Annotated in this window: 22 protein-coding genes; 6 read left to right on the forward strand and 16 right to left on the reverse strand. The window is 72.2% G+C overall.

The genetic code is table 11. From position 1 onward, the window contains the following. Positions 1 to 51: 51 nt before the first annotated feature. On the reverse strand, positions 52 to 828 hold the full coding sequence (locus COUCH_RS30465; RefSeq protein ID WP_249608643.1) for an SDR family NAD(P)-dependent oxidoreductase: 777 nt from the start codon (positions 826 to 828) through the stop codon (positions 52 to 54). An 86-nt stretch (positions 829 to 914) separates the two neighbouring features. On the opposite strand from COUCH_RS30465, the gene COUCH_RS30470 reads away from it, so the two are divergent. Next, on the forward strand, positions 915 to 1,766 hold the full coding sequence (locus COUCH_RS30470) for a helix-turn-helix transcriptional regulator (protein WP_249608644.1): 852 nt from the start codon (positions 915 to 917) through the stop codon (positions 1,764 to 1,766). Here the strand turns inward: COUCH_RS30470 and COUCH_RS30475 are convergent. The 3 genes from COUCH_RS30475 to COUCH_RS30485 form a co-directional block, all read right to left on the reverse strand. Further along, a complete protein-coding gene (locus tag COUCH_RS30475; protein ID WP_249608645.1) occupies positions 1,756 to 3,084 on the reverse strand; it encodes an FAD-dependent oxidoreductase in 1,329 nt (442 codons plus the stop codon). The two genes, COUCH_RS30470 and COUCH_RS30475, sit on opposite strands and share 11 nt — an antisense overlap. Positions 3,085 to 3,162: 78 nt before the next feature. After that, on the reverse strand, positions 3,163 to 3,645 hold the full coding sequence (locus COUCH_RS30480) for an SRPBCC family protein (RefSeq protein ID WP_249608646.1): 483 nt from the start codon (positions 3,643 to 3,645) through the stop codon (positions 3,163 to 3,165). Next, a complete protein-coding gene (locus COUCH_RS30485) occupies positions 3,642 to 3,977 on the reverse strand; it encodes an ArsR/SmtB family transcription factor (protein ID WP_249608647.1) in 336 nt (111 codons plus the stop codon). The genes COUCH_RS30480 and COUCH_RS30485 overlap by 4 nt, the downstream gene beginning before the upstream one ends. Before the next feature lie 533 nt (positions 3,978 to 4,510). Here COUCH_RS30485 and COUCH_RS30490 point away from each other — a divergent pair. Beyond that, positions 4,511 to 4,834, forward strand: a complete 324-nt coding sequence (locus tag COUCH_RS30490; RefSeq protein ID WP_249608648.1) for a MerR family transcriptional regulator — start codon at positions 4,511 to 4,513, stop codon at positions 4,832 to 4,834. A gap of 41 nt (positions 4,835 to 4,875) precedes the next feature. Here COUCH_RS30490 and COUCH_RS30495 read toward each other — a convergent pair whose 3' ends face one another. Then, positions 4,876 to 5,409 carry a hypothetical protein gene (locus COUCH_RS30495; RefSeq protein WP_249608649.1) on the reverse strand — a complete coding sequence of 178 codons (534 nt, stop codon included), beginning with the start codon at positions 5,407 to 5,409 and terminating at the stop codon, positions 4,876 to 4,878. Positions 5,410 to 5,507: 98 nt separating this feature from the next. Between COUCH_RS30495 and COUCH_RS30500 the strand changes: the two genes are divergently transcribed. Next, complete coding sequence (locus COUCH_RS30500) at positions 5,508 to 6,203, forward strand: hypothetical protein (RefSeq protein ID WP_249608650.1); 696 nt, start codon at positions 5,508 to 5,510, stop codon at positions 6,201 to 6,203. Here the strand turns inward: COUCH_RS30500 and COUCH_RS30505 are convergent. Then, complete coding sequence (locus COUCH_RS30505) at positions 6,200 to 6,484, reverse strand: hypothetical protein (RefSeq protein ID WP_249608651.1); 285 nt, start codon at positions 6,482 to 6,484, stop codon at positions 6,200 to 6,202. The genes COUCH_RS30500 and COUCH_RS30505 overlap by 4 nt on opposite strands. A 159-nt stretch (positions 6,485 to 6,643) precedes the next feature. Between COUCH_RS30505 and COUCH_RS30510 the strand changes: the two genes are divergently transcribed. Further along, positions 6,644 to 6,874: a hypothetical protein gene (locus COUCH_RS30510; protein WP_249608652.1), complete on the forward strand. Its 231-nt coding sequence runs from the start codon at positions 6,644 to 6,646 to the stop codon at positions 6,872 to 6,874. 175 nt (positions 6,875 to 7,049) lie between these two features. Here the strand turns inward: COUCH_RS30510 and glnA are convergent, their stop codons facing one another. Then, entirely contained in the window at positions 7,050 to 8,474 is a 1,425-nt protein-coding gene (glnA, locus tag COUCH_RS30515) for a type I glutamate--ammonia ligase (protein ID WP_249608653.1), read from the reverse strand. Between the two features lie 222 nt (positions 8,475 to 8,696). Here glnA and COUCH_RS30520 point away from each other — a divergent pair, with 222 nt between their 5' ends. Beyond that, positions 8,697 to 9,089, forward strand: coding sequence for an RDD family protein (locus tag COUCH_RS30520; RefSeq protein WP_249608654.1), 393 nt, complete (start codon positions 8,697 to 8,699; stop codon positions 9,087 to 9,089). On the opposite strand, the gene COUCH_RS30525 is transcribed toward COUCH_RS30520, so the two are convergent. From COUCH_RS30525 to COUCH_RS30565, 9 genes are all read right to left on the reverse strand, one after another. Further along, complete coding sequence (locus COUCH_RS30525; protein ID WP_430641008.1) at positions 8,988 to 10,187, reverse strand: glycosyltransferase 87 family protein; 1,200 nt, start codon at positions 10,185 to 10,187, stop codon at positions 8,988 to 8,990. The two genes, COUCH_RS30520 and COUCH_RS30525, sit on opposite strands and share 102 nt — an antisense overlap. 11 nt (positions 10,188 to 10,198) lie before the next feature. Next, positions 10,199 to 11,572, reverse strand: a complete 1,374-nt coding sequence (mptB, locus tag COUCH_RS30530) for a polyprenol phosphomannose-dependent alpha 1,6 mannosyltransferase MptB (RefSeq protein ID WP_430641009.1) — start codon at positions 11,570 to 11,572, stop codon at positions 10,199 to 10,201. Beyond that, a complete protein-coding gene (gene mptB, locus COUCH_RS30535) occupies positions 11,569 to 13,059 on the reverse strand; it encodes a polyprenol phosphomannose-dependent alpha 1,6 mannosyltransferase MptB (RefSeq protein ID WP_249608657.1) in 1,491 nt (496 codons plus the stop codon). Before mptB (COUCH_RS30535) ends, mptB (COUCH_RS30530) begins: the two co-directional genes overlap by 4 nt. Next, on the reverse strand, positions 13,056 to 14,477 hold the full coding sequence (locus COUCH_RS30540; protein WP_249608658.1) for a glycosyltransferase family 39 protein: 1,422 nt from the start codon (positions 14,475 to 14,477) through the stop codon (positions 13,056 to 13,058). The genes mptB (COUCH_RS30535) and COUCH_RS30540 overlap by 4 nt, the downstream gene beginning before the upstream one ends. Next, positions 14,470 to 17,505 (reverse strand): bifunctional [glutamine synthetase] adenylyltransferase/[glutamine synthetase]-adenylyl-L-tyrosine phosphorylase, encoded by a 3,036-nt coding sequence (locus tag COUCH_RS30545; RefSeq protein ID WP_249608659.1) that lies wholly within the window; start codon positions 17,503 to 17,505, stop codon positions 14,470 to 14,472. Before COUCH_RS30545 ends, COUCH_RS30540 begins: the two co-directional genes overlap by 8 nt. Before the next feature lies 1 nt (position 17,506). Next, positions 17,507 to 18,292, reverse strand: coding sequence for a type 1 glutamine amidotransferase (locus COUCH_RS30550; RefSeq protein WP_249608660.1), 786 nt, complete (start codon positions 18,290 to 18,292; stop codon positions 17,507 to 17,509). A gap of 49 nt (positions 18,293 to 18,341) precedes the next feature. Beyond that, complete coding sequence (locus COUCH_RS30555) at positions 18,342 to 18,788, reverse strand: GNAT family N-acetyltransferase (RefSeq protein WP_249608661.1); 447 nt, start codon at positions 18,786 to 18,788, stop codon at positions 18,342 to 18,344. Positions 18,789 to 18,799: 11 nt separating this feature from the next. Then, the gene (locus COUCH_RS30560) at positions 18,800 to 19,225 is read right to left on the reverse strand and encodes a DUF350 domain-containing protein (protein ID WP_249608662.1); all 426 of its coding nucleotides are present in this window, start codon (positions 19,223 to 19,225) and stop codon (positions 18,800 to 18,802) included. Positions 19,226 to 19,302: 77 nt separating this feature from the next. Next, positions 19,303 to 20,655: a glutamine synthetase family protein gene (locus COUCH_RS30565; RefSeq protein WP_249608663.1), complete on the reverse strand. Its 1,353-nt coding sequence runs from the start codon at positions 20,653 to 20,655 to the stop codon at positions 19,303 to 19,305. 129 nt (positions 20,656 to 20,784) lie between these two features. On the opposite strand from COUCH_RS30565, the gene COUCH_RS30570 reads away from it, so the two are divergent. Continuing rightward, the gene (locus tag COUCH_RS30570) at positions 20,785 to 22,584 is read left to right on the forward strand and encodes an NAD+ synthase (RefSeq protein ID WP_249608664.1); all 1,800 of its coding nucleotides are present in this window, start codon (positions 20,785 to 20,787) and stop codon (positions 22,582 to 22,584) included. Positions 22,585 to 22,616: the final 32 nt, after the last annotated feature.

Consider the following 22,616-nt stretch of genomic DNA (forward strand, 5'->3'; position numbering starts at 1 on the left):
CGATCATCAACCCCGGGCCCGGCGATCACCAGGACCCGGGCCCGGCGATCATCAGGCCCGCGCTCCCCCGTCGACCCGCAGCACCGTCCCGGTGACGAACGACGAGCGGTCGCTGAGCAACCACGCCGCCGCCTGCGCGATCTCCTCCGGCTCCGCCGATCGCCGCAGCGGTGTCGCCGCTTCCAGCCGCTGCACCAGGCCCGGCGACGCCGCCTCCCAGGTCCTGATCATTTCCGTACGCGTATTGCCCGGCGCGATCGCGTTGACCCGGATCCCCTCCGGCCCGTACGTGATGGCCGCCGACTCCGTGAGGCTGTTGACGGCTCGTTTCATGGCCCCGTACGCGGGCAGCTCGGGGTTGCCCATCAGGCTGCCCACACTGGAGTTGTTGACGATCGCGCCGCGCCCGGCGGTGGCCCGGATCGCGGCGACCTCGGCGACCATGGACAGCCACGGCCCGCGCAGGTTCACGGCGTAGAGCTGGTCGAAGGCGGTTTCCCCGAGGCGGTCCATGGGGCCGGGCGGCTGGATGGCGGCACCGTTGTTGAACGCCACGTCGAGGCGTCCGTACAGGTCGACGGCGCGGTCGACGGCGGCGCGGATGCCGGCGGAGTCGGCCAGGTCGCAGACCACGTACTCGGCGATTCCCCCCGCGTCGCGGATCTCGTCGGTGACCGTACGCAATTCCGTTTCCGTTCTCGCCGCCAGCAGCACCCGCGCGCCTTCGCGGGCGAAGAGCCGCGCCGCGGCGGCGCCGATGCCGCGGCCGGCGCCGGTGATGAAGGCGACCTTGTCGTCGAGCAGGCCTCGTGTCGTCGTGGAATTCATGATTCGAGCCTGCGTCCGGCGCCGGGGCTCAGCCAGGCACCGGCGGTACCTGGTTAGCCGGGAAGCCACCCGGAAACACTGGGGGCGTGGACAGAAGAGAGCTTGCGGACTTCCTGCGCAGCCGGCGGGAGCGGATCACCCCCGCGGACGTCGGCCTGCCCGCCGGGGCCCGTCGCCGCACTCCGGGGCTGCGCCGCGAGGAAGTGGCGCAGCTCGCGTTCATCTCGACCGAGTACTACACCCGGCTGGAGCAGGGTCGCGCGCCACGGCCGTCGCGGGAGGTGCTGGCCGGGCTGGCCCGCGCGCTGCGGCTGTCGGATGCCGAGCGGGACCACCTGCACCATCTCGCCGGCGCGCCGCCCGGTCCGCGCCCGGGACCCTCCCGGGAGGTCCGGCACAGCATCCTCGACCTGCTGCAGCGGCTCCCGCACGCGGCGGCGATCGTGGTGTCCGCGACGTACGAGGTCATCGCCTGGAACGATCTCGCCGCGGCCCTGATGGAAGACTTCTCCGCCGTCTCGCGCCGCGAGCGCAACCTCGTCCGCCGCGTCTTTCTCGGACCGCACCGCGACGGCCGCCGGCTGTACGGCTTGTCCGATGCGGACATGTTCGCGCGCCACTCGGCCCGGCGGCTGCGTGCCACGGCGGCCCGCTACCCGGGCGATCCGGAGGTGACCGGGCTCGTCGACGACCTGCTGGCCGGCAGCGCCGAGTTCGCCCGGCTGTGGGCCTCCCACGACGTCTCCGACGAGCCCGCCCTGCGCAAGACGTTCCAGCACCCGCTGGTCGGGCCGGTCACCGTCAACTGCGACGTGCTCGACATCGCCGACCGGGACCAGCGGGTCGTCATCTACACCGCGACGCCGGGGTCGCCGTCGGAGGAGGCGCTGCGGCTGCTCGCGGTCGTGGGCACGCAGCGTATGGACGTCACCGGGTGACGATGGGCGCGCCGGCCCGCTCCACCCGCTCGACGATCTCCGGGCGCAGCAGCGCCGCCGGCGAGTCGACCAGGCCCGTGACCCTGATGAAGGCCTTGGCCAGCTCCTCGTCGTCGGCCGCGGCGAGCTGCAGCCGGCCCACGTACTCGCCGGTGAGGGGCGATTCCGGCAGCGCCGGACCGGTCACGCCGGGCAGCGCCAGATCGGCGCCGACGGCGAGGCGCCACGGCGCCTCCAGGTGCCGGGACACGGCCGTGAAATAGCGGTGCGGGTCCGGCTCGCCGTCGTGTTCCAGCTCCCGGCTCAGGGCGTACGCGTTCATCGCGGCGATGCTCATGCCCTGGCCGTACACGGGGTTGAAGCCGCAGACCGCGTCGCCCGCGACCAGGAGGCCGGCGGGGAAGGCGCTCAGGTTCTCGTAGCGGTACCGGACGTAGCTCGGATACCGGAACGGTATGGGACGGCTCAACGGTTTCGCCTTGCTGACCACCTCGTACGTGTCGGGCATGGCGAGCGTGCGGGCGTAGCCGGGCATCCCGTCGAAGGTCTCCGGCGGGCGCTCGCCGAGCACGCCGGCGAGCGTGACGAGCACCTGCCCGCCTTCGAGGCGCTGCATGACGGAGCTGCGGCGCTGCCCGGGGAACCGCGCGGTGACCACGAAGACGTCGTCGCCGAACACCCCGGGCGGTTCCTCGTACACGCACGAGGTGTAGGCCAGGTTGATGGAGACCCGGTCGGCCGGCGGCGGCTCGAACCCCAGCTTCGCCAGCCAGCGCGGCGTCCGCGTGCCCCTTCCGGTCGCGTCGACGACCAGGTCGGCTTTCACCGTACGCGGCTGAGCACCGCTGATCGCCGCCCCGATGATCCGCCCGCCGTCCGCCGAGGCGCACAGCCCGGTGATGTCGTGGCCGTCGAGCACCGTGACGTTCGGCAGCGCGCGTACCCGTCTGCGGATCTCGCCCTCGATCAGCGGCCGGCTCGCCGCCAGGGCGGGCAACCCGGTGTGGGACTGCCGCAGCAGCCGGCCGTTGAGGTACCAGCGGCAGTTGCCGAGGATGTCGGCGGCCATCCCGCCTCCGCGCTCGACGTCGGCGGTCAGGCCGGGCAGCAGCTCCTCCATGATCTGCAGGCCCTGGGGCAGCAGGCCGTGGGCGTGCCGGCCGTGCGGCACACCGCGGCGGTGCTCCGCGCCGGACGGCAGCCGGTCACGCTCGACGATCGTCACTGTGGCGTACCGGTCGGCGAGCACCCGGGCGGCCAGCAGGCCGGCGATGCTGCCACCGAGCACGAGCGCGTGGTTCCGGTTCGGCGTAGGCATCGACCGAGTATCGGAGCCGGCCGGGACCGGGGCTGTGCAGAACTACACAGCCCCGGCGACCGGTATGCGACACGATCGTCAGCTCGCGCCCGGGAAGAGCGCGGCGTACCGGCTCAGGTAGAGCGGCCAGCCCTCGTCGTTCGCGACGGCGTCGCCGATCGACTGCCATCCGGGGCCGTGCCGGTCGAGGTGGCGGTGTTCCAGCTCGACCCGGGTACGGTCCGGTGTCTCGGCGATGAACCGCACCTCGACCTCGCTGGTCAGGTCCGGGTCGCTCTCGACCTGCCACTGCGGGTTGATGTCCCAGCTGAACACGACCCGGTCCGGGGGCTCGTACGCGAGCACCCGCGCCCACCGGCACTCGCTGCCGTCGGCCGCCCGGTCGTAGATGTGGCCGCCCACCCGCCGCTCGAACACGGTCTGCACGGTCGGCGCGCCGAGGATGTTGTGCTCCGGCGGCTTGACGTCACCGAAGCGCTCGGTGAACACGGCGAAGGCGCGGTCGATGGGTGCCTGCACGACGATCTGCCGGTGCACCACGGGCGTTGTCGTCTCGGTCATGATCTCTCCTCGTTCGGTGATTCGGCCGGTTGCCCGGCGACGTCCCGGTAGTTGTCGAGCGCGCGGCTCCAGAAGGTGTCCAGCTGGTCGCGCAGGGCGGCCACGCCGGCCGGGTTGAGCCGGTAGACCCGCCGGGTGCCGGTCGCGTGGTCGGTGACCAGGCCCGCCTCCTTGAGCACCTTCAGGTGCTGGGAGACGGCGGGGCGGCTGATGGGCAGCTCGTCGGCGAGTTCACCGACGGCCCGGGGCCGTTCGGCGAGGCAGGCGACGATGGCCCGGCGCGTGGGATCCCCGAGCGCGTTCCACCCGTCGTCGGATTGGTAAGTTGCCACGAACGGTAAGCTACGACTTACCAAGGATGCCGTCAAGGGGGCTTCCGCGGTCTCTCCCGCGGCTCAAAGAAAATCTTGTCGGCGAATACTAGATTTGCTGGCCGCCGTCGGCTAACGTTCCTGGCGTCGAGAACGAATGACAAAGACGCGGACGGACCGCCCGGACGAGGCGAAGGATCGGGGCCCGTGCACCTTGCGGCCCCGATCGCACCACCCATGAGCAGGCCGGGCCGATGGTGTGTTCAGGGCTCGACCTGAAGCAGTACGCAAACGATGAGAACGCAGAGGAAAGGGAGGGCCGTACACCGTTGGATCGCCCGCTCGCGACCGGGAGACCGGCCGGGCGGATACCGCAGTGTCCCTCGATTGCGAGGTGGTCTCCGGTCACGCTTATGCGATCCCCGCACCCTGAGCCGTCGTCAACGGCCGGCGCGGAGAAGAATTGCCGGTACACGTACCGGTAGATGGTGTTTCAGACCCGTAACCCTGGGCCCCGGCGCTGTTGGCGCCGGGGCCCTCGACATGGAGGTGGCATGGCCCAACCCGATGACATGCTCGACGACGAGAACTACCCCGCCTACACCATGGGCCGCGCCGCGGAGATCGTCGGCGTCTCCCAGGACTTCCTGCGCCGGCTCGGTGAGGCGAAACTGATCGACCCGTTCCGCTCCGCGGGCGGCCACCGCCGCTACTCGCGCTACCAGCTGCGCCTCGCGGCCCGCGCCAGGGAACTCTGCGACCAGGGCACCGACATGGCCGCCGCGTGCCGGATCATCATCCTCGAGGACCAGCTCGAAGAGGCGCTCCGCCAGAACGAGCGCTACCGCGCGGCCTCGCGCCCGGCCGAAACCCCCTAGCGCCGCACCGGCCCTGCCGTCACTTCGCACGCCAGGGCCGGTCAGTACTTCGAGGCGGCAACCTCACGCTCGCATGCGCTCGACGTGTTCAAAGCCTTGGCGACGTTCTCACTGTCGGCGATCGAGTCACCGTCCATCCTGATTCCCTTGGCCTTGAGGCACTTGTTCACGGCCCGGGCGAAGTCGGACGCCTTCGGATTGGCCGGATCCTTCTCCCATTCGGGCAGCGGCAGAAACTTCTCCTCGCACTCCTTGAGCGCAGCGGCTTCCTTGCTGTCCACCCGACGCCCGTGAGCCGCCGCATCCTCGGCCTTCTTGGCGTCCACCCGCGTGTAACCATGCCCCTTCAAGCACTTGTTGTACGGCGCCCACAACGCTTCCTCATCAGCGGCGGTCATGTCGAACCGGTACCGCGGCCGCGTCGAGGTGGCCGAGGCGCTCGGCGAGGGACCGGCGCTGGCCAGCGACGCGACTTTCGCCCCGCTGCCGTCGTCGTTCTTGGTCGTGGCCGGCGAGGTACACGCGGACAACGCGGTGAGCGCGATCGCGGCAACGACCGTACGGCTTACACGCATGGCCTTCCTCCATATCCAGCGGGCCGGGCCGCTCCCGGCCGTTGCGAAGTCAGGGTGGCCGCCGCACGTTTGGAACTTGTCAGGTCCACACTGCTGGAGTGCACAACACACCCGAGGCGGACCAGGCCCTGCGCTGGCTGGCGGAGCAGGGCGTCACGCCCCTGGTTGCGGGACGATGGCGGCAGAGCACCAACGACCTCGCCCACGAGTGGGCGGCCGCGTTGCTGGATGACGATCGCCTGACCCCGCAGCAGCGGCTCCGGTCGGGCCTCGGGCTCCTGGACCTGCTGGACGAGTACTGGGTGACCGTCGAGCTTCGCTGGTTCGTCGCCGAACAGGCGGACCCGGCGATCACCGCCGCCTTCTGGGCCGCCTGCCGGCAGCGCCTGGAAGCCGTCGAGGCGAGCGAGCAGCTGCAGTACTCGCTGTGGGTCGACTGGTTCGAAGATCAAGAGTCGTCAGCTACGGCGTTCGCCGCGGTGCTCGGCGACGACGTGCGGTCCAGGTCGGACCTGCGCGTGCTGGCCACCGGTCCGCTGCACCGCAGAGCCGCCCGGGTCCTGGAGCTTTCGGGGCCGGTCCGCTGGGCCGACAAGCATGATGTCTACGAGGCCGTCGCAGCCGTGCCAGAATTGCACCCCGCGTTGTTCAAGGGCCTGCGTGCCAGCTACCACGACGTCTACGGCGACCTCGAAAAGGCGGCCGCGCTCGTCCTGCTGAATCGCTTGGACCTGCCGCCGGAGACCGAGCACCTCGCCGAGCTTCGCGCGGTCCTGAAGACCGGCGCCCGCTAGAGACTCCGGCGTACGAGAGTGACGCCGCAGGCAAGAGCGAAGAACACCACGATGGTGCCGATGCGCAGCCACGGAACATCGTCGATTCTGCGGTCGGTGCCGATGGAGATGCTGATGCCGAGGTTGATCGCGAACATGATGCCGAGGAACACCGTGATGAGCCGTTCCGCCATGCTCCAGCCGGACCAGTAAGCCCATGCACCGAGCCCGGTACCGAAGAGGAAAACGGCCGAGAAGGCGATGAACGGGACGGCCAGGCGCCGGCGCAGGAAGGGGCTCACCGGCCGTTCTTACCAGCCTCGGTCCCGCGGCGGCGGCATGGCCGTCGGCTTCGCCGGTGAAGACGGCTCAGGGAGCGCTCGGGAGGTGCGCGGTCGAGATTCTGCCCACTGGAGGCAGACTCCGTCCGTGACCTCGACCGGCGGGGCATGCTGATGTCCGTGGACGGCCGTGAGTTTGAAGTGGAGCAGCTTCTCTACGAACTATGCGTGGGCTACGGCTTCTGTATCCCGCCGGAGGATCAACGCCGGTTGCGGGAAACGCCACCGCTCGGTGTCGATGCCTTTACCGACGCCGTTCTGAAAGCTGACGGCTATGGCGACATGAGCTACACGGACACTCAGCGCATGGTGCGCGAGGTTGTCGGCCGTCACATGAGTAGCTGGACCTGACTCGATCGATAGGCAGAGAGCCGCGAGAGCTCCGATGGTGGATCGTCCGGGGCTTCGGACTGTCCGCCGGCTCGCGGCCCGGCGTACGCGAAGCGGCGGTCACGTCGGCTGGGAGCCGAGCATGACCGCCGCTCACTACATTGGGTCCGAGGCCGGCGTGGCGGCCTGAGGAACGTCAGACGTTGTAGTACATCTCGAACTCGTGCGGGGTCGGGCGGAGGCGGACCGGGTCGATCTCGTTGGCGCGCTTCCAGTCGATCCAGGTGGAGATGAGGTCGTCGGTGAAGACGCCACCGGCGGTGAGGAACTCGTGGTCCGCCTCGAGGGAGTTGAGCACCGCGTCGAGCGAGCCCGGGACCTGCTTGACCGAGCCCCACTCCTCCGGCGGCAGGTCGTACAGGTCCTTGTCGATCGGGGCCGGCGGCTCGATCTTGTTCTTGATGCCGTCGAGGCCGGCCATCATCTGGGCCGAGAACGACAGGTACGGGTTCGACGACGGGTCCGGTACGCGGAACTCGACGCGCTTGGCCTTGGGGTTGCTGCCCGTGACCGGGATGCGGGTGCAGGCCGAGCGGTTGCGCTGCGAGTAGACCAGGTTGACCGGGGCCTCGTAGCCGGGCACCAGGCGCCGGTACGAGTTGACGGTCGGGTTGGTGAACGCGAGCAGCGACGGCGCGTGGTGCAGGAGGCCGCCGATGTACCAGCGGGCCATGTCGGACAGGCCGGCGTAGCCGGTCTCGTCGTAGAACAGCGGCTCGCCGCCCAGCCAGAGGCTCTGGTGGGTGTGCATGCCGGAGCCGTTGTCGCCGAACAGCGGCTTCGGCATGAAGGTCGCGGTCTTGCCGTGCTCCCAGGCGGTGTTCTTGATGATGTACTTGAACATCTGCATCTGGTCGCCGGCGTGCAGCAGCGTCGAGAACTTGTAGTTGATCTCGGCCTGGCCCGCGGTGCCGACCTCGTGGTGCGAGCGCTCGACGGTGAAGCCGGCGTCGATGAGGCGGCGGACCATGGCGTCGCGCAGGTCGGAGTAGTGGTCGACGGGCGCGACCGGGAAGTAGCCGCCCTTGTACGCGGTCTTGTAGCCGCGGTTGCCGCCCTCCTCCTCCTTGCCGGAGTTCCAGGCGCCCTCGATCGAGTCGATGTAGTAGAACGACTCGTGGGCGGAGGTGGAGTGGCGGATCGAGTCGAAGATGTAGAACTCCGCCTCGGCGCCGAAGTACGCCGTGTCCGCGATGCCGCTGGAGGCCAGGTAGGTCTCGGCCTTCTTCGCGACGTTGCGCGGGTCACGCGAGTACGGCTCCCGCGTGAACGGGTCGTGGATGAAGAAGTTCAGCGCCAGGGTCTTCTGGATCCGGAACGGGTCCACGAAGGCCGTGGTGACGTCCGGCAGCAGCATCATGTCGGACTCGTGGATGGCCTGGAACCCGCGGATCGACGATCCGTCGAAGGCGAGGCCGTCGGTGACGACGCTGTCGTCGAACGATTCCACCGGCATGTTGAAGTGCTGCATCACGCCGGGAAGGTCACAGAACCGTACGTCGACGAACTTGACGTCCTCGTCTTTGAGGTATCGCAGGAGTTCCTCGGGATTGGCGAACACACGTCCTCCTGGCACGATTTTTTGTACGCGGGGCGGCGCGGGCCGCCTCGTGGCTAGGCTGGTCGCGACGCTATGGGCTGGCCGTTGCCCGGGCGTATCCCTATTGTTTCCGCCGTGTTACGGAGCCTGTGAGTCGCGTGACTTTCGGCGACCCTAGCGCCGGGCGGCTGCCACCGGGGCCGGTTCACCGGTGAATCCGCCCCCGGCATTACGCTGATCAACGTGGCGACCCGCGCGATCGACCCGGCCCGTTTCGAGCCCTCCGACTTCGGCCGGCGCTTCGGCGCGCTCATCATCGACTGGGCCCTGTGCCTGCTCGCGGCGAGCTTCTACGCGGACCCGCGGGTGGTGGCCTGGCCGCCGGTCGTCGTGCTGATCTCCCTGAACGCGTTCTTCATCGGCCTGTTCGGACAGACGCCCGGCATGGCGCTGGCCCGGCTGCGCTGCGTCTCGGTCGCGGACGGCGGCGCGATCGGCATCCCGAAGGGCCTGCTCCGCGGCGTGCTGCTGGCGCTACTCGTGCCCGCGGTCATCATGGACGCCGACCGCCGAGGGCTGCACGACCGGGCCGCCGGCTCGATCGTCGTCAAGCTGCCCCGCCCCGGCGCCGCCTGACCCGATGGGAAGCCGCGCCGGCAACCACACCAGCAGCGCGAGGCCGAACAGCACGTACAGGTTCGCGCCGAGCACCGCGAGCGGCGGCTTGGGGCCGCGTTCGTACAGGAAGACGATGTGGGCGCTGAGCAGCGCGTACGTGGCGATGCCGAGGTAGAGCACCCGCCGGTCGGTGCGGGCCACCTCCACGCAGCGCACCAGGGCCGGCAGCAGCCACACCCAGTGGTGCACCCAGGTGACCGGGCTGATCAGGCAGCCGACGATGCCGGTGAGCGCGAGCCCGCCCAGCGGGTCCGTCCGGCGTACGCGCCAGGCCCAGAGCGCGAGGACGCCCAGCACGCAGAGCACCCACAGCTTCGACTCCCACGCGTCCACCGGCAGCCGGGCGAGCAGGCCGCGCAGCGACTGGTTGGAGACGTACTCGAGGTTGCCGACCCGGTTGGTGTCCCACAGCGCGGCCGTCCAGAACTCCCGCGAGGCGTCGGGCCACAGGGCGGCGGCGCCCAGGGTGGTCGCCGCGGCGGCCGCGACCGCGGTGCCGGCGGCGCGCCAACGGCGGGTGACCAGGAGGTAGAGGATGAAGACGCCGGGCGTGAGCTTGATCGCGGTGGCGACGCCGACCCCGACACCCGCCCAGCGCCGGCCGCCGGCCACGCCGAACAGCACGTCGCCCGCGACCAGGGCGAGCAGCAGCAGGTTGACCTGGCCGAAGCCGAACGTCTCGCGGACCGGCTCGAAGATCAGCGCCAGGCAGGACGCGACGGCGAGGGCGTACCAGGGGGCCCAGCCCTCGCGGTCGATCAGCGGCGCGATCAGCCACCGGACCACGACGACCGTCACGGTCACGGTCGCGATCGACGCCAGCGTCGCGATCGCCCAGAGCGGCAGGTACGCCATCGGCGCCATCAGCAGCGCGGCGAACGGCGGGTACGTGAAGCCGTACGGCGAGCCGGGCTTGAGGTAGTCGTACACCATGCCGCCGTCGCGGAACCAGTAGCGCACCGCCCCGGCGTAGACGGCCGAGTCGAAGTAGTAGTGCAGGATCGCGGCCCACACGAGCGCGCCGGCGGCGACGGCCCCCAGCGCGGCGACGGTCATGGTCCGGCGGTTCACGCGACCACCCTACGGTTCCTGCGCACGGCCAGGACCAGGAGCGTCACCAGGGTGGCCGTCACGACGAGGGCTCCCGGGATGCGCGTGTAGAGCGCCCAGTTGTACCCGGCCGGCGTGGTGAGCGTCGCGGCGAAAGCGCACAGGCCGAGCAGCCACCGGTTCTCCGAGCGGGTGGCGGCCAGCACGGCGAGCGGCCAGGTCGCGTACCAGGGATGGAAGACGGGTGCGCAGAGCACGGTGGCCGCCAGGGCGAGGCCGGCATGGCCGAGGGGGTCACTCCGGCGCGCCCGCCACCACAGCACCACGAGGAGCACGGCCAAAAGGGCCACCCCGATCAACCGCGTCACGGGTACGGCGGGCAGCCCCGTACCGAATTCGATCACGAGCCCGACGGCGGTGGACGGCGATCCCCACGTCACGCTGTCGCCGCTGCGCAGCAGCCCGGCGACCCAGCCGGCACCGCGCCCGGAGGCGATCGACAGGGCGGCCGTCAACAGCAGCAGCCCGCCACCGATCGCCGCGGCCGGCCGCCACAGGTCCCGCAACGCGCGACGGTCCGCGGGAAGAGCGGCGAGCACGGCGAAAGGGACCACGACGATCGCGGTGGCCTTCACGCCGACCGCGAGGCCCAGCACCGCGCCCGCGGCGGCCAGCCGCAGCGGGGTGGCACCGGCGGCCGCCAGCGCGAGACCGGTCACGATCAGCCCCACCATCAGGGCGTCGTTGTGCGCGCCCGACACCAGGTGCACCAGGACGATCGGGCAGGCCAGCACCATCCACGTCGCCCGGGCCGGATCGATGCCGCAGTGCCGGGCCAGCGCCGGCACGCCGGCCGCGATCAGCGCGACCCCGGCGACGGCGACCACCCGCAGCCCCGCCACCACCGCGGCGAGCGAGTCGCCGGCGACCGCCACGACCCGGGCGGCGAGCAGCAGGAACAGCGGGCCGTACGGGGCCGGCGAGTCCACCCACGACGACGCGACCGAGCTCACCCACGGGCAGCCGAACTCGCCCACGCCCGTCGCGTACGGGTCTCCCCCGGCGTACTGGACGTAGCCCTGGCACGCGTACGAGTAGACGTCCGCGCTGCCCAGCGGCAGGAACGGCAGTACGGGCAGGAACCACAGCCCGGCCGTGACCAGCGCCCACCGCGTCGAGGGCACCACGTGCCGGCCGTACCACCACGCCGTGATCAGCACCGCCGTGCCGAGCACCCACAGGATCGGCAGCGCGACGCCACGCTGGCCGCTGAGCAGGGTCACGGGGTTGATGCTGGGCACCCGTTCGAAGCCGGCGCCGCCGAGCCACGCCGTGCCCGCCGTGGCCGCGCTGCCCGCCAGCCCACCCCAGCGGACGAGCCGGGGGGTCAGTCGCACGCGGGCACCTCCGCGGCCGGCACGGGCGAGCGCAGCCAGCGCCACGAGCGCCCCGCCACCCAGATCACGCCGGCCGTCACCAGGAACGCGAACGGGACCTGCAGCGGTTTCCAGGCGCCGTCGCCGTCCGGCAGGATCAGGAACATCGACGCCACGACGGTGATCTCGAGCCAGCGCAGGCCGACCGTGGTGACCGCGAGCAGTGTGAGCGGCCAGAACAGATACCAGGGCTGGGTGATGGGGGCGAGGAAGATGACCGCGAGGCAGGCGAGCCCGGCGCCGTGCAGCGGATCGGCGCGCCGGAACCGCCACCAGATCACCACGAGCGCCACGAGCAGCAGGACCAGCGCGGCGGTACGCAGCGCCGGCACCACGTCGTAGCCCGCCCCGAACCACTTCCCGGCCGCGTTGACGGCGATGCCGGCCGCGGTGGGCGGGGACGTCCAGCTGCGCGACTCGCCGGCGCCGGACAACGCGACCGCCCAGCCGAACCCGAGCCCCGAGACGACGGACAGGACGGCCAGCAGCGCGACCGCTCCCCCGACCACCGCGCCGCCTCGGCGCAGGAACCGCAGCAGCCCGTCGCGGGTCAGCTCGAGGCCGCCGGCGGCGAGCAGGGCGGCGAACGGCAGAACCACCCCGACCGTCGTCTTGACCGCGACGGCGGCGCCGACCAGCGCGCCCCCGGTGATCAGCGCGGGCATCGGCCGCCGGCCGGCCACGAGCGCGAGACCGGCCGCGAGCAGGGCCATCGTCAGGGTGTCGTTGTGCCCGCCGCCGACGAAGTGCACCGGTACGAGCGGGCAGCACAGCACCAGCCACAGCGCCTTCTCCGGCGCGACGCCCCGGCGGCGGGCGAGAGCCGGGACGGCTGCCGCGAGGGCGGCCACGGCGAGGACGGCGTACAACCGGAAGATGCCGAGCGCCACGGCCTGCGAGCCGAACGACGCGGCGAAGCCGGTCAGCAGGATCCACAGCGGCCCGTACGGGGTGGGCGTGTCGCGCCACACCATCGACACCGAGTCGAGCCACGGGCAGGGCTGGGCCCCGATCCCGACCTGCGACGGGTTGAAGCCGGCATCGAACAGGGCGCCCTGGCAGGCGTACGCGTACATGTCCCGGCTGGCCAGCGGCGGCACGGCGAGCAGCGGCACGATCCACAGCGCGGCGGTCACCAGGATCCAGCGGCGGGACAGCTCCAGGCGGCGGCCGTACCACCAGGCGGCGCACAGCGCGGTCAGGCCGGCGATCCACAGCAGCATGATGAGCACGCCGTGCGGGCCGCGCAGGATGCTGACGACCGACACGCCCTGCCGGATCCACGGCGGCGCGCCGAACAGCACCGCGTCGGCCGCGCAGCACACCGCGCCGAAGAAACCCAGCCAGCGCACCCCGGCCGGACGGGCAAGCCACGAGCGGACGCCGGCCGGGCCGGCCAGCCGGGAAAGGACGCCGGTCGGGTGCGCGGCGGGCCCGGTCACGGGTTCGCCCGCAGGATCGGCACACCCTCGACGGTCGTCTCGGGGTGGTAGTGGGCGGCCAGGTCGGCGGCGATCCCGCCGGACGGGTCGACCGCGGCCGGCGGGGTGTCGAGGATGACGAGAGCGGGCCGCTGCGGCGACGCCAGCATCGTGCGCAGCCGCGGCAGCGCGTCCGGGATCTTGTCGATCGGTTTACCCCACAGGTACGGATAGGAGGCCTCGCGGTCCGCCGCGAAGTACAGGTAGGCCTCGGACTCCAGCACGTAGATGCGGTCGTCCGGGCCGGTCGACGCCCTGATCACGGCCGCGATCCGGTCGTCGCGGGCCGCGAGCGCATCGTACGGGATCGTGTCGGCCCGGCCGCCCGGCGACATCGGTACGAGCGCCGCCAGCCACACCAGCGTCGGCAGCGTGGCGACGGCGGCGAGCACCCAGCGCCACCGCGCCGCCCGCACGCCGGCGACCGCGACGGCGGCGAGCACGACGAGCGCCGGCAGCGGCTGGACGAAGTAGTGCGGCCAGTACGAGCCGCCGAGGTTGATGCCCACGAACCCGGCGAACAGCCACACGCCGAGCAGCCACCGCGCCCCGCGGTCCAGCCTTCGCCAGCCGGGCAGCGACACCAGCAGGACCGGGACGAGGCCGAGCGCGATGTCGCCCGCGTGCCGCCCGAGATCGGTCAGCCGCGTCGAGGTGTTCGAGCCCGCGCCGCCCATCGCCGACAGCTGGTAGCCGACGAGCGCCGTCCAGTACGCCGACCAGCCGACCGCCAGCCCGTGCAGCGCCGAGGCCAGCAGCGGCACCGCGACCCCGGCCAGGAACACCGGCGCCGCCCGGCCGCGGCGGGCGAGCACGAGGACCAGCACGCCGACGAGGACGCCGTCGATGCCGGACTGCTTCATGGTGAGCGCGACGCCGGCGAGCACCCCGGCGGCCGCGAGCCACCACAGCGACCTGTCCCGCCGCCACCAGAGCACGATCAGCGCGATCGATGCGGTGGACGGGACGCTCGCGAGCAGCTCGCCGTTGAGCGTCATACCCTCCAGGTACGGCGCGACCCCGACGATCGCGTACAGCCAGGCCGCCACGGCACCGGCGGTCCGACCGGCGAGGGTCCAGCCGATGACCGCGACGGAGACGGTGATGATCGCGCCGGCCAGGACCATGCCGAGGCGGATCGCCCAGCCGGACTCGCCGATCGCCAGGAGCGCCCGGTACGTCAGCAGCAGCCCCTGCGGCCGGTCGAGCCACACGTCGGTGTAGAGGCGGTCGCCGCGCGCCCACTGCCGGGCCACGTACGCGTAGCCGCCCTCGTCCGTGGAGAGCCCGGTGAACAGGAACGGCACCCGCAGCAGCACCGCGACCAGCACGGCGCCGCCGATCGGCGCGACGGACCGGCGCAGCAGCGCGTCAGGCATCGAGGACGCGTTCCATCGCCGCCCGGGACCGCCGGGTGAGGCGCAGGTACCGGTCCACGAACTCGCCCGGGTCGCCGCCGCCGAGCAGCTGCACCACGCCGGCGAGCTCGACGCCGTGCCGGGGCAGCTGGTCGGTGGGGCGGCCGCGGACCAGGGTCAGCGCGTTGCGGACCTGCGCGGCCAGGGTCCAGCCCGCGGTCATCGCGGCGGCGTCGACGGTGTCGATCAGCTTGGCCTCCCGCTCCGCCGTCAGGGCCTCGAGGGTACGGGTGCGGCGCAGCCCCGGCAGCGCGTACGCATGCCGCAACTGCAGCAGCTGCACGGCCCATTCGACGTCGGCGAGCCCGCCCCGGCCCAGCTTCGCGTGCGTGTTCGGGTCGGCGCCGCGCGGCATCCGCTCGGTCTCCACGCGCGCCTTGATCCGCCGGATCTCGATGACCTGCTCGCGGGTCAGGCCGCCGTCCGGGTACCGCATGGTGTCGGCGAGCCGTTCGAACTCGTGGCCCAGCTCCTCGTCGCCGCACACGAAGCGCGCGCGGAGCAGCGCCTGCGACTCCCACACCTTCGACCAGCGGGCGTAGTACTGCGCGTACGCGTTCAGGCTGCGGACCAGCGGACCCTGCCGCCCCTCGGGCCGCAGGTCGGCGTCCACGCCCAGCGGCGGGTCGGGGGCCGGCGCGCCGAGCGTGCGGCGCATCTCCTCGGCGATCGCCTGCGCGGTCGTGGCGGCCCGGCCCTCCGGGGCGCCCTCCGGCGGGTCGTAGACGAACAGCACGTCGGCGTCGGAGGGATAGCTCATCTCGTAGCCGCCGAGGCGGCCCATGCCGATCACCGCGAAGCGCAGGCCCTCCGGCCCCGGATGGACCCGCCGGGCGGTGTGCAGCGCGGCACCCAGCGTGGCGTCGGCGACGTCGGAGAGGGCGATGCCGATGGCGTGCACGTCGAGCGGGCTGGCGGGGGCCAGGTCGCCCGCCCGGCTCAGGATGTCGGCGCAGGCCAGCCGGAACAGCTCGCGGCGGCGCAACGCGCGGACCGCGGCGATGGCCGGGCCCGGGTCGGTCGCGCCGTCGCGCAGGTGGCGGTCGGCGGCCGCCACGAACCCCTCGCGCAGCACCTCGCGCGGGCGGGGCTGCAGCTCGGCGTCGTTGGCGAGCAGGCGCAGCGCCTCCGGGTCGCGGATGAGCAGGTCGGTCGCGTACCGGGAGAGGCCGATGACGCGGGCCAGCCGGCGCGCGACCGGGCCGCCGTCGCGCAGCAGCCGCAGATACCAGGGTGTGCTGCCGAGCTTGTCGGAGACCTGCCGGTAGTTGAGCAGCCCGCGGTCAGGCTCCGGCGCGTCGGCGAAGTCCTGCAGCAGCATCGGCAGCAGCGTGCGCTGGATCGCCGCCGTACGGCTGACGCCGCCGGTCAGCGCCTGCAGGTGCCGCAGCGCGCCGGCCGGGTCGGCGAAGCCGAGGATCTCCAGGCGGCGCCCGGCGGACTCGGTGGTCATCCGCAGCGCCTCGGCCGGCACCCGGGCGACGGCCTCGAGCAGCGGTTGGTACAGCAGCTTGACGTGCAGGCGGCGCACCTGCGCGGCGTGGCTGACCCAGTCGGACCGGAACGCCTCGACCGCGTCGCGCCCGCTGAGCGCCTTGTAGCCGAGGGCGGCCGCGAGCCAGCGCAGCGCCTGCGGGTCGTCGGGCACGGTGTGCGTACGCCGCAGGTTCTGCAGCTGCAGCCGGTGCTCGACCGTACGCAGGAAGCGATAGCCCCGCAGCAGCGTCTCGCCGTCCTCGCGGCCCACGTACCCGCCGGCGACCAGGGCCCGCAGCGCCGGCAGCGTGCCGGGCTCCCGCAGGCTCTCGTCGACGCGGCCGTGCACGAGCTGGAGCAGTTGGACCGCGAACTCGATGTCGCGCAGGCCGCCGGGGCCGCGCTTGATCTCCCGGTCGACCTCCTTGGCCGGCACGTTCTCGATGATCTTGCGGCGCATGTCGCGGACGTCGTCGACGGCCTCGGGCCGCTCGGCGGCGTGCCAGACCAGCGGCGCGAGGTCGTCGATCCACTCCTGGGCCAGCGTCAGGTCACCGGCGGCCGGCCGGGCCTTGAGCAGCGCCTGGAACTCCCACGTGCGCGCCCAGCGGCGGTAATACGCCTGGTGGCTGGCGAGCGTGCGGACCAGCGGGCCACGGTTGCCCTCGGGGCGCAGCGCGGCGTCGACCGGCCAGGCCACCTGCCCGCAGACCTCGATGAGGCGGGCGGCGACCGTGGTGCCGGCGCTCAGGTCCTCGTCGCCGGCCGCCACGAAGATGACGTCCACATCGGACACGTAGTTGAGCTCGTTGCCGCCGCACTTGCCCATGGCCACCACGGCGAGTCGGGGCGGCGGGGTCCGTTGCGGCAGCTCCGCCACGGCGATCGCGTACGCGGCGCACAGGGTCTCGTCGGCCAGCCGGGACAGCGCCGCCATGGTCGGCTCCAGGCCGCGGCCGCCGGTGAGGTCGGCCGCCACGATGCGCAGCAGCGCCGTGCGGTACGCCGTCCGCAGCGCCGGCACGCCCGGCGGCCCCTCCCCCGCCGGCTCGCCGAAGTCCAGGCGCCCCTCGGCGCTGGGCGGCAGCCCCGTCCGGGTGGTCGCGAGCACGCGCCACTGGTCGGGGTTGGCCACGAGATGGTCGCCCAGCGCGCTGGAGGCGCCGAGCACGGCGATGAGCCGGCGGCGCAACCCGCCGTCCTCGGCGAGGGCCGCCACGATCGCGTCGGCGGCCGGGCTCGCCACGATCTCCCCGCCCGGCCCGGTCACCGGACCGCCGTTGCCGCGCAGCGCCGCGCGCGCCGCCGCGTCGACCATCCGGTGCAGCTGGCGCAGCGCCAGGTTGGGGTCGGCGGCCCGGGACAGCGCCTGGATCAGCTCGGACGAGGGCGCGTCGACGGGCTCCTGGGCCTCGGTGTCCCACAGCCGCAGGCCGGCCGGCCCGAGCAGGTCGGCCACCCGGGCGCCGTCGTCGGCGAAGCCGTACCGGGCGAGCCGGCTGGGCCTGGTCATCTCACTGTCCCAGCAGCGGCAGCGTGCGCGGGGTGCCGGGGGCGGGGATGTCGGCGCCGGGCAGCTCGCCGCGGGCCAGCGCGGCGAACCGGGCGGTGAACGGCTGCCAGACCTCCTCGACGTCGGCGAGCACCTCGGCGGTGGCGGCGATGACGACCTCGGGGTCGTAGCCCAGCTCCTCGAGGACGGCCGCGTCCGACCGGGCCCAGGCCGCGATCATGTCGACGTCGCACTCGATGTGGAACTGCAGGCCCCAGGCCCGGTCACCGAGGCGGAACGCCTGGTGCGGGTAGCGGCTCGAGGCGGCCAGCAGCACCGCCCCGATCGGCAGCTCGGTGATCTCGTCGGCGTGCCACTGCACCACGTCCGGCAGCAGCGGCACGTACTTGAACAGCGGGTCGCCGTCCGCGGCGTCGCGGCGCCCCACCAGGCCCGGGCCGATCTCCGGACCGGACGTGCTGCGCTCGACCAGCCCGCCGTGCGCCTGCGCGAGCAGCTGCGCGCCGAGGCAGACGCCGAGTGTCGGCACGTGGTGCCGGACCGCCTTGCGCAGCAGCCCCTCGAGCTCGGGGAACCAGGGAGCCCCGGGCCGGCCGTCGGCGTCGGCGAAGGCGCTCTGGTCGCCGCCGAGCACGACCAGGCCCAGGAAACCGTCCAGCGTCTCCGGGAGCGGCTCGCCCGCGTGCGGCCGCACGACGGTCAGCTCGAGCCCCGCCTCGGCGAACCAGTCGCCGAGCCGCCGCAGATCGTCGGACGGGTCGTTCTCGATCACCAGTGCTGTACCCACCCGTCGAGGCTATCGGGTGGGACCGACGCAAACCCCGCCCGCACCCGGTTCACGCGGCGCGGGACACGCTCCACCGGGCCACGACCTCATCGCCCTCCGTCTCGCCGGTCTCGGCGAACCCGAGCGAGAGGTACAGCGCCCGCGCGGCCGTGTTGCGCGGCGAGTAACTGAGGGCGACATCCGGAGTGCCCGGTTCGGCGGCGAGGCGGTCGCGCAGCGCGAGCACCAGCGCCCGGCCGATGCCCTGCCGCTGCCGTGACCGGTCCACGACGATCCCGCCGATCCACCGGCTCCGGTCGTCGTCCACGGCCCACATGCAGAACCCGGCGACCTGTCCGCCGACGGTGACGGCCAGCGGGTGCCACAGGCCCCCGTAGTGGCACAGGCAGAGGGAGTACGCGACGTCGCTGACGAACTCACGCTGCTCCGGCCGTACGGTCAGCGCGGCGCACGCACGCCAGTTGCCGGCGCCGACCGGTTCCAGGTCGATCTGCACGGCGGGCGGCGTCAGGCGATGCAGGCGCAGACGATCAGGGCGGCGCCGAAGTGCGAGGCCGCGCTGACCAGCGCGCCCGGGTGCCGGTCCTGGGTGCAGATGACCTCGCCGAGCTTGCCCGGCGTCATCCAGTCGAGCACGAGGAACGCCAGGGCCATCACCGCGATGCCGAGCAGGCCGAAGATGGCGGTCGAGGCCAGTCCCTCGCCGAAGTTCTGATAGCTGGTGAAGATCGCCGTGAAGACGATCGCGGCGATACCGAGCTGGTTGGCGGCCAGGAGCAGGGCGGCGTTCGGGTTGCGGTCGACCCAGATCAGGTCACGCAGCTTGCCCGGGGTCAGCAGATCGACGAGCACGAAGCCCAGGGCCATCAGCCCGATGCCGACCGCCCCGAACACGATGCTGCGTCCGGCGCCCTCCAGCAGATTCTCCAGCACGGTGTCTCCCTCGCGATGACGTCAGAGGCACCGTATCGGACCAGTACAGGCGGGTGATCCACCGGCCGGGCGAAAGATCAGAGTGTCCCGAGGTAGCGCTGCCGCTCGTACGGGGTGACCTCGCGCCGGTACTGCTCCCACTCCTGCCGCTTGTTGCGCAGGAAGAAGTCGAAGACGTGCTCGCCGAGCACCTCCGGGATCAGCTCGGACTTGGCCATCACGTCGATCGCCTCGGCCAGGTTCTCCGGCAGCGAGTCGTACCCCATGGCCTTGCGCTCCTGCGGCGACAGCGCCAGCACGTCGTCCTCGGCGCCCGGCGGCAGCTCGTACCCCTCTTCGATGCCCTTGAGCCCGGCGCCCAGCAGCACCGCGAAGGCGAGGTACGGGTTGGTCGCCGAGTCGATCGAGCGCACCTCGACCCGGGCCGAGTTGGGCTTGCCGAACGCGGGGACCCGGACCAGCGCGGAGCGGTTCAGGTGACCCCAGCTGACGAACGCCGGCGACTCGGTGATCCGGTCCGGCAGCTGCAGCGGGAACAGCCGCTTGTACGAGTTGACCCACTGGTTGGTGACGGCCGTGTACTCGCGGGCGTGCACGAGCAGCCCGGCGATGAACGCGCGGGCGGTCTTGGACAGCTTGAGCGGGTCCTCGGCGTCGTGGAAGGCGTTGCTCTCGCCCTCGAACAGCGACAGGTGCGTGTGCATGCCGCTGCCCGGCTGGTCGGTGTACGGCTTCGGCATGAAGGTCGCGCGCACGCCCTGCGACAGCGCCACCTCCTTGACCACGTGCCGGAACGTCATGATGTTGTCCGCGGTGGTGAGCGCGTCGGCGTACCGCAGGTCGATCTCCTGCTGGCCGGGGGCGACCTCGTGGTGGCTGAACTCCACCGAGATGCCGATGCGCTCCAGCGCGAGCACGGCCTGGCGGCGGAAGTCGCGCGCCACCGAGTGCGTGGTGTGGTCGAAGTAGCCGCCGCCGTCGACCGGGATCGGCACCGAGCCGTCCAGCGGGCTGTCCTGCACGAGGAAGAACTCGACCTCGGGGTGCGTGTAGAAGGTGAAGCCCTTCTCGGCCGCCCGGGCGAGCATGCGGCGCAGCACGTGGCGCGGGTCGGCCCAGGCGGCGCTGCCGTCGGGCAGCAGGATGTCGCAGAACATGCGGGCGCTCTCGCCGCTGGCGCCGCCCTCGAACGGGAAGACCTGGAAGGTGGTCGGGTCGGGCATGGCGACCATGTCGGACTCGGAGACCCGGGCGAAGCCCTCGATCGCCGAGCCGTCGATGCCGATGCCCTCCTCGAAGGCGGACTCGAGCTCGGCCGGCGCGACCGACACGCTCTTGAGGGTGCCGAGCACGTCGGTGAACCAGAGCCGGACAAAACGGATGTCCCGCTCTTCGAGCGTCCGGAGCACGAACTCCTGCTGTCGGTCCACGTCAACCCCTCGTACTCGCCCGGCGGCCAGTCTCCCCTTGTTCCGTTACGCCGAGATTACGCTGGCCGTGGGGGCCCGGCGGCAGGGGACACCGACATGGGATCTCCCCACCTGGGGAAGAATAGTGGCATGCCTTCGTTGCGCATCGCCCTCGCCCAGGTGAACTCGACCGTCGGTGACATTCCCGGCAACGCCGCCGCGGTCCGTCACTGGACCCGCCGGGCCGCCGACGCCGGTGCGCAGCTCGTCGCGTTCCCGGAGATGATGCTGACCGGGTACCCCATCGAGGATCTGGTCTTCCGCGACTCGTTCGTCGCGGCCTCGCAGGCCGCACTGCGGCAGCTCGCCACCGACCTGGCCGCGGACGGCCTCGGCGACGTCGCCGTCGTCGTCGGGTACGTGGACGCCGACGGTCCCGCACCCACCAGCGCCGACGCGGTGCCGGGCAGCGGCCGCCGGGACGCCTCCGCGCTGCTGGTCGGCGGCGAGGTGGCGGCCACGTACTTCAAGCACCACCTGCCCAACTACGGCGTCTTCGACGAGGACCGCTACTTCGAGCCGGGCACCTCGCTGACCGTGGTGCGCTTCGGCGAGGTCGACGTGGCGCTCACCGTCTGCGAGGACCTGTGGCAGGCCGGCGGGCCGTTCGCCGCCGCGCGCCGGGCCGGCGTCGGGCTGGTCGTCACCATCAACGCCTCGCCGTACGAGCTGAACAAGGACGACGTCCGGCTGCCGCTGGTCAAGCGCCGGGCCGCCGAGGCGGGCGCGACGGTGGCGTACGTGAACCTCATCGGCGGGCAGGACGAGCTGGTCTTCGACGGCGACTCGATGATCGTGACCGCCGCCGGCGAGCTGCTCACCCGGGCCGGGCAGTTCACCGAGGAGCTGCTCGTGCACGACGTGGAGGTCGACGCCGCCCCGGTCGACGCGGCGGCCCCGCCCGCGCCGCCGCCCTCCTCGGAAGCGCCGCACGGCGAGGACCAGGGCGACGACGACATGACGATCGAACGCGTACGCCTCACCGCCACGCCCCGCCCGCTCAGCGACGGCCCGGCGGTCGGCGGCATCGCGGAGCGCGTCAACGACGAGGCGGAGATCTGGTCCGCGCTCACCCTGGGCCTGCGCGACTACGTCGAGAAGAACGGCTTCCGCTCGGTGGTGCTCGGCCTGTCCGGCGGCATCGACTCGGCGGTGGTCGCGGCGATCGCCGTGGACGCGCTCGGACCGCAGCGAGCCGTCGGCGTCTCGATGCCCAGCGGATACTCCTCCAGCCACTCCCGCGACGACGCCGCCGACCTGGCCAAGCGCACCGGCCTGGACTACCGCAGCGAGCCGATCCAGCCGATGGTCGACGCATTCCTGGCCAACATGTCGCTCTCCGGGCTCGCCGTCGAGAACCTGCAGGCCCGGGTCCGCGGCGTCATCCTCATGGCGCTGTCGAACCAGGAGGGCCACCTCGTGCTCACCACGGGCAACAAGAGCGAGCTGGCGGTCGGCTACTCGACGCTGTACGGCGACTCGGTCGGCGGCTTCAACCCGCTCAAGGACGTACCGAAGACGATGGTGTGGCGCCTGGCCAAGTGGCGCAACGAGGACGCGGCGCACCGCGGCGGCGAGCCGCCGATCCCGGAGAACTCCATCACCAAGCCGCCGTCGGCTGAGCTGCGCCCGGGCCAGGTGGACACCGATTCGCTGCCCGACTACGAGATCCTGGACGCGATCCTGTCCGGGTACATCGACGGTGACCTGGGCCGCGACGACCTCGTCGCCGCCGGCCACGACGCCGCGCTGGTGGACCGGGTGCTGCGGATGGTCGACATCGCCGAATACAAGCGGCGTCAGTCCGCGCCTGGGACGAAGATCTCCATCAAGGCGTTCGGCCGCGACCGCCGGCTGCCGATCACGAACCGCTTCCGCGAGAACGCGTGAGCTTCCTGTGATCGGCTCCACTCACCTCTGAC

It is taken from the genome of Couchioplanes caeruleus (assembly GCF_023499255.1).
Taxonomy (GTDB): Bacteria; Actinomycetota; Actinomycetes; order Mycobacteriales; family Micromonosporaceae; genus Actinoplanes; species Actinoplanes caeruleus_A.

What these genes read in the sequence shown, in the direction of transcription:
- COUCH_RS30465 (WP_249608643.1), bottom strand. Translation starts at nt 828, where the DNA reads ATGAATTCCACGACGACACGAGGCCTGCTCGACGACAAGGTCGCCTTC.
- COUCH_RS30475 (WP_249608645.1), bottom strand. Translation starts at nt 3,084, where the DNA reads ATGCCTACGCCGAACCGGAACCACGCGCTCGTGCTCGGTGGCAGCATC.
- COUCH_RS30480 (WP_249608646.1), bottom strand. Translation starts at nt 3,645, where the DNA reads ATGACCGAGACGACAACGCCCGTGGTGCACCGGCAGATCGTCGTGCAG.
- COUCH_RS30490 (WP_249608648.1), top strand. Translation starts at nt 4,511, where the DNA reads ATGGCCCAACCCGATGACATGCTCGACGACGAGAACTACCCCGCCTAC.
- COUCH_RS30495 (WP_249608649.1), bottom strand. Translation starts at nt 5,409, where the DNA reads ATGCGTGTAAGCCGTACGGTCGTTGCCGCGATCGCGCTCACCGCGTTG.
- COUCH_RS30525 (WP_430641008.1), bottom strand. Translation starts at nt 10,187, where the DNA reads ATGACCGTCGCCGCGCTGGGGGCCGTCGCCGCCGGCGCGCTCGTGTGG.
- COUCH_RS30540 (WP_249608658.1), bottom strand. Translation starts at nt 14,477, where the DNA reads ATGCCTGACGCGCTGCTGCGCCGGTCCGTCGCGCCGATCGGCGGCGCC.
- COUCH_RS30545 (WP_249608659.1), bottom strand. Translation starts at nt 17,505, where the DNA reads ATGACCAGGCCCAGCCGGCTCGCCCGGTACGGCTTCGCCGACGACGGC.
- COUCH_RS30570 (WP_249608664.1), top strand. Translation starts at nt 20,785, where the DNA reads ATGCCTTCGTTGCGCATCGCCCTCGCCCAGGTGAACTCGACCGTCGGT.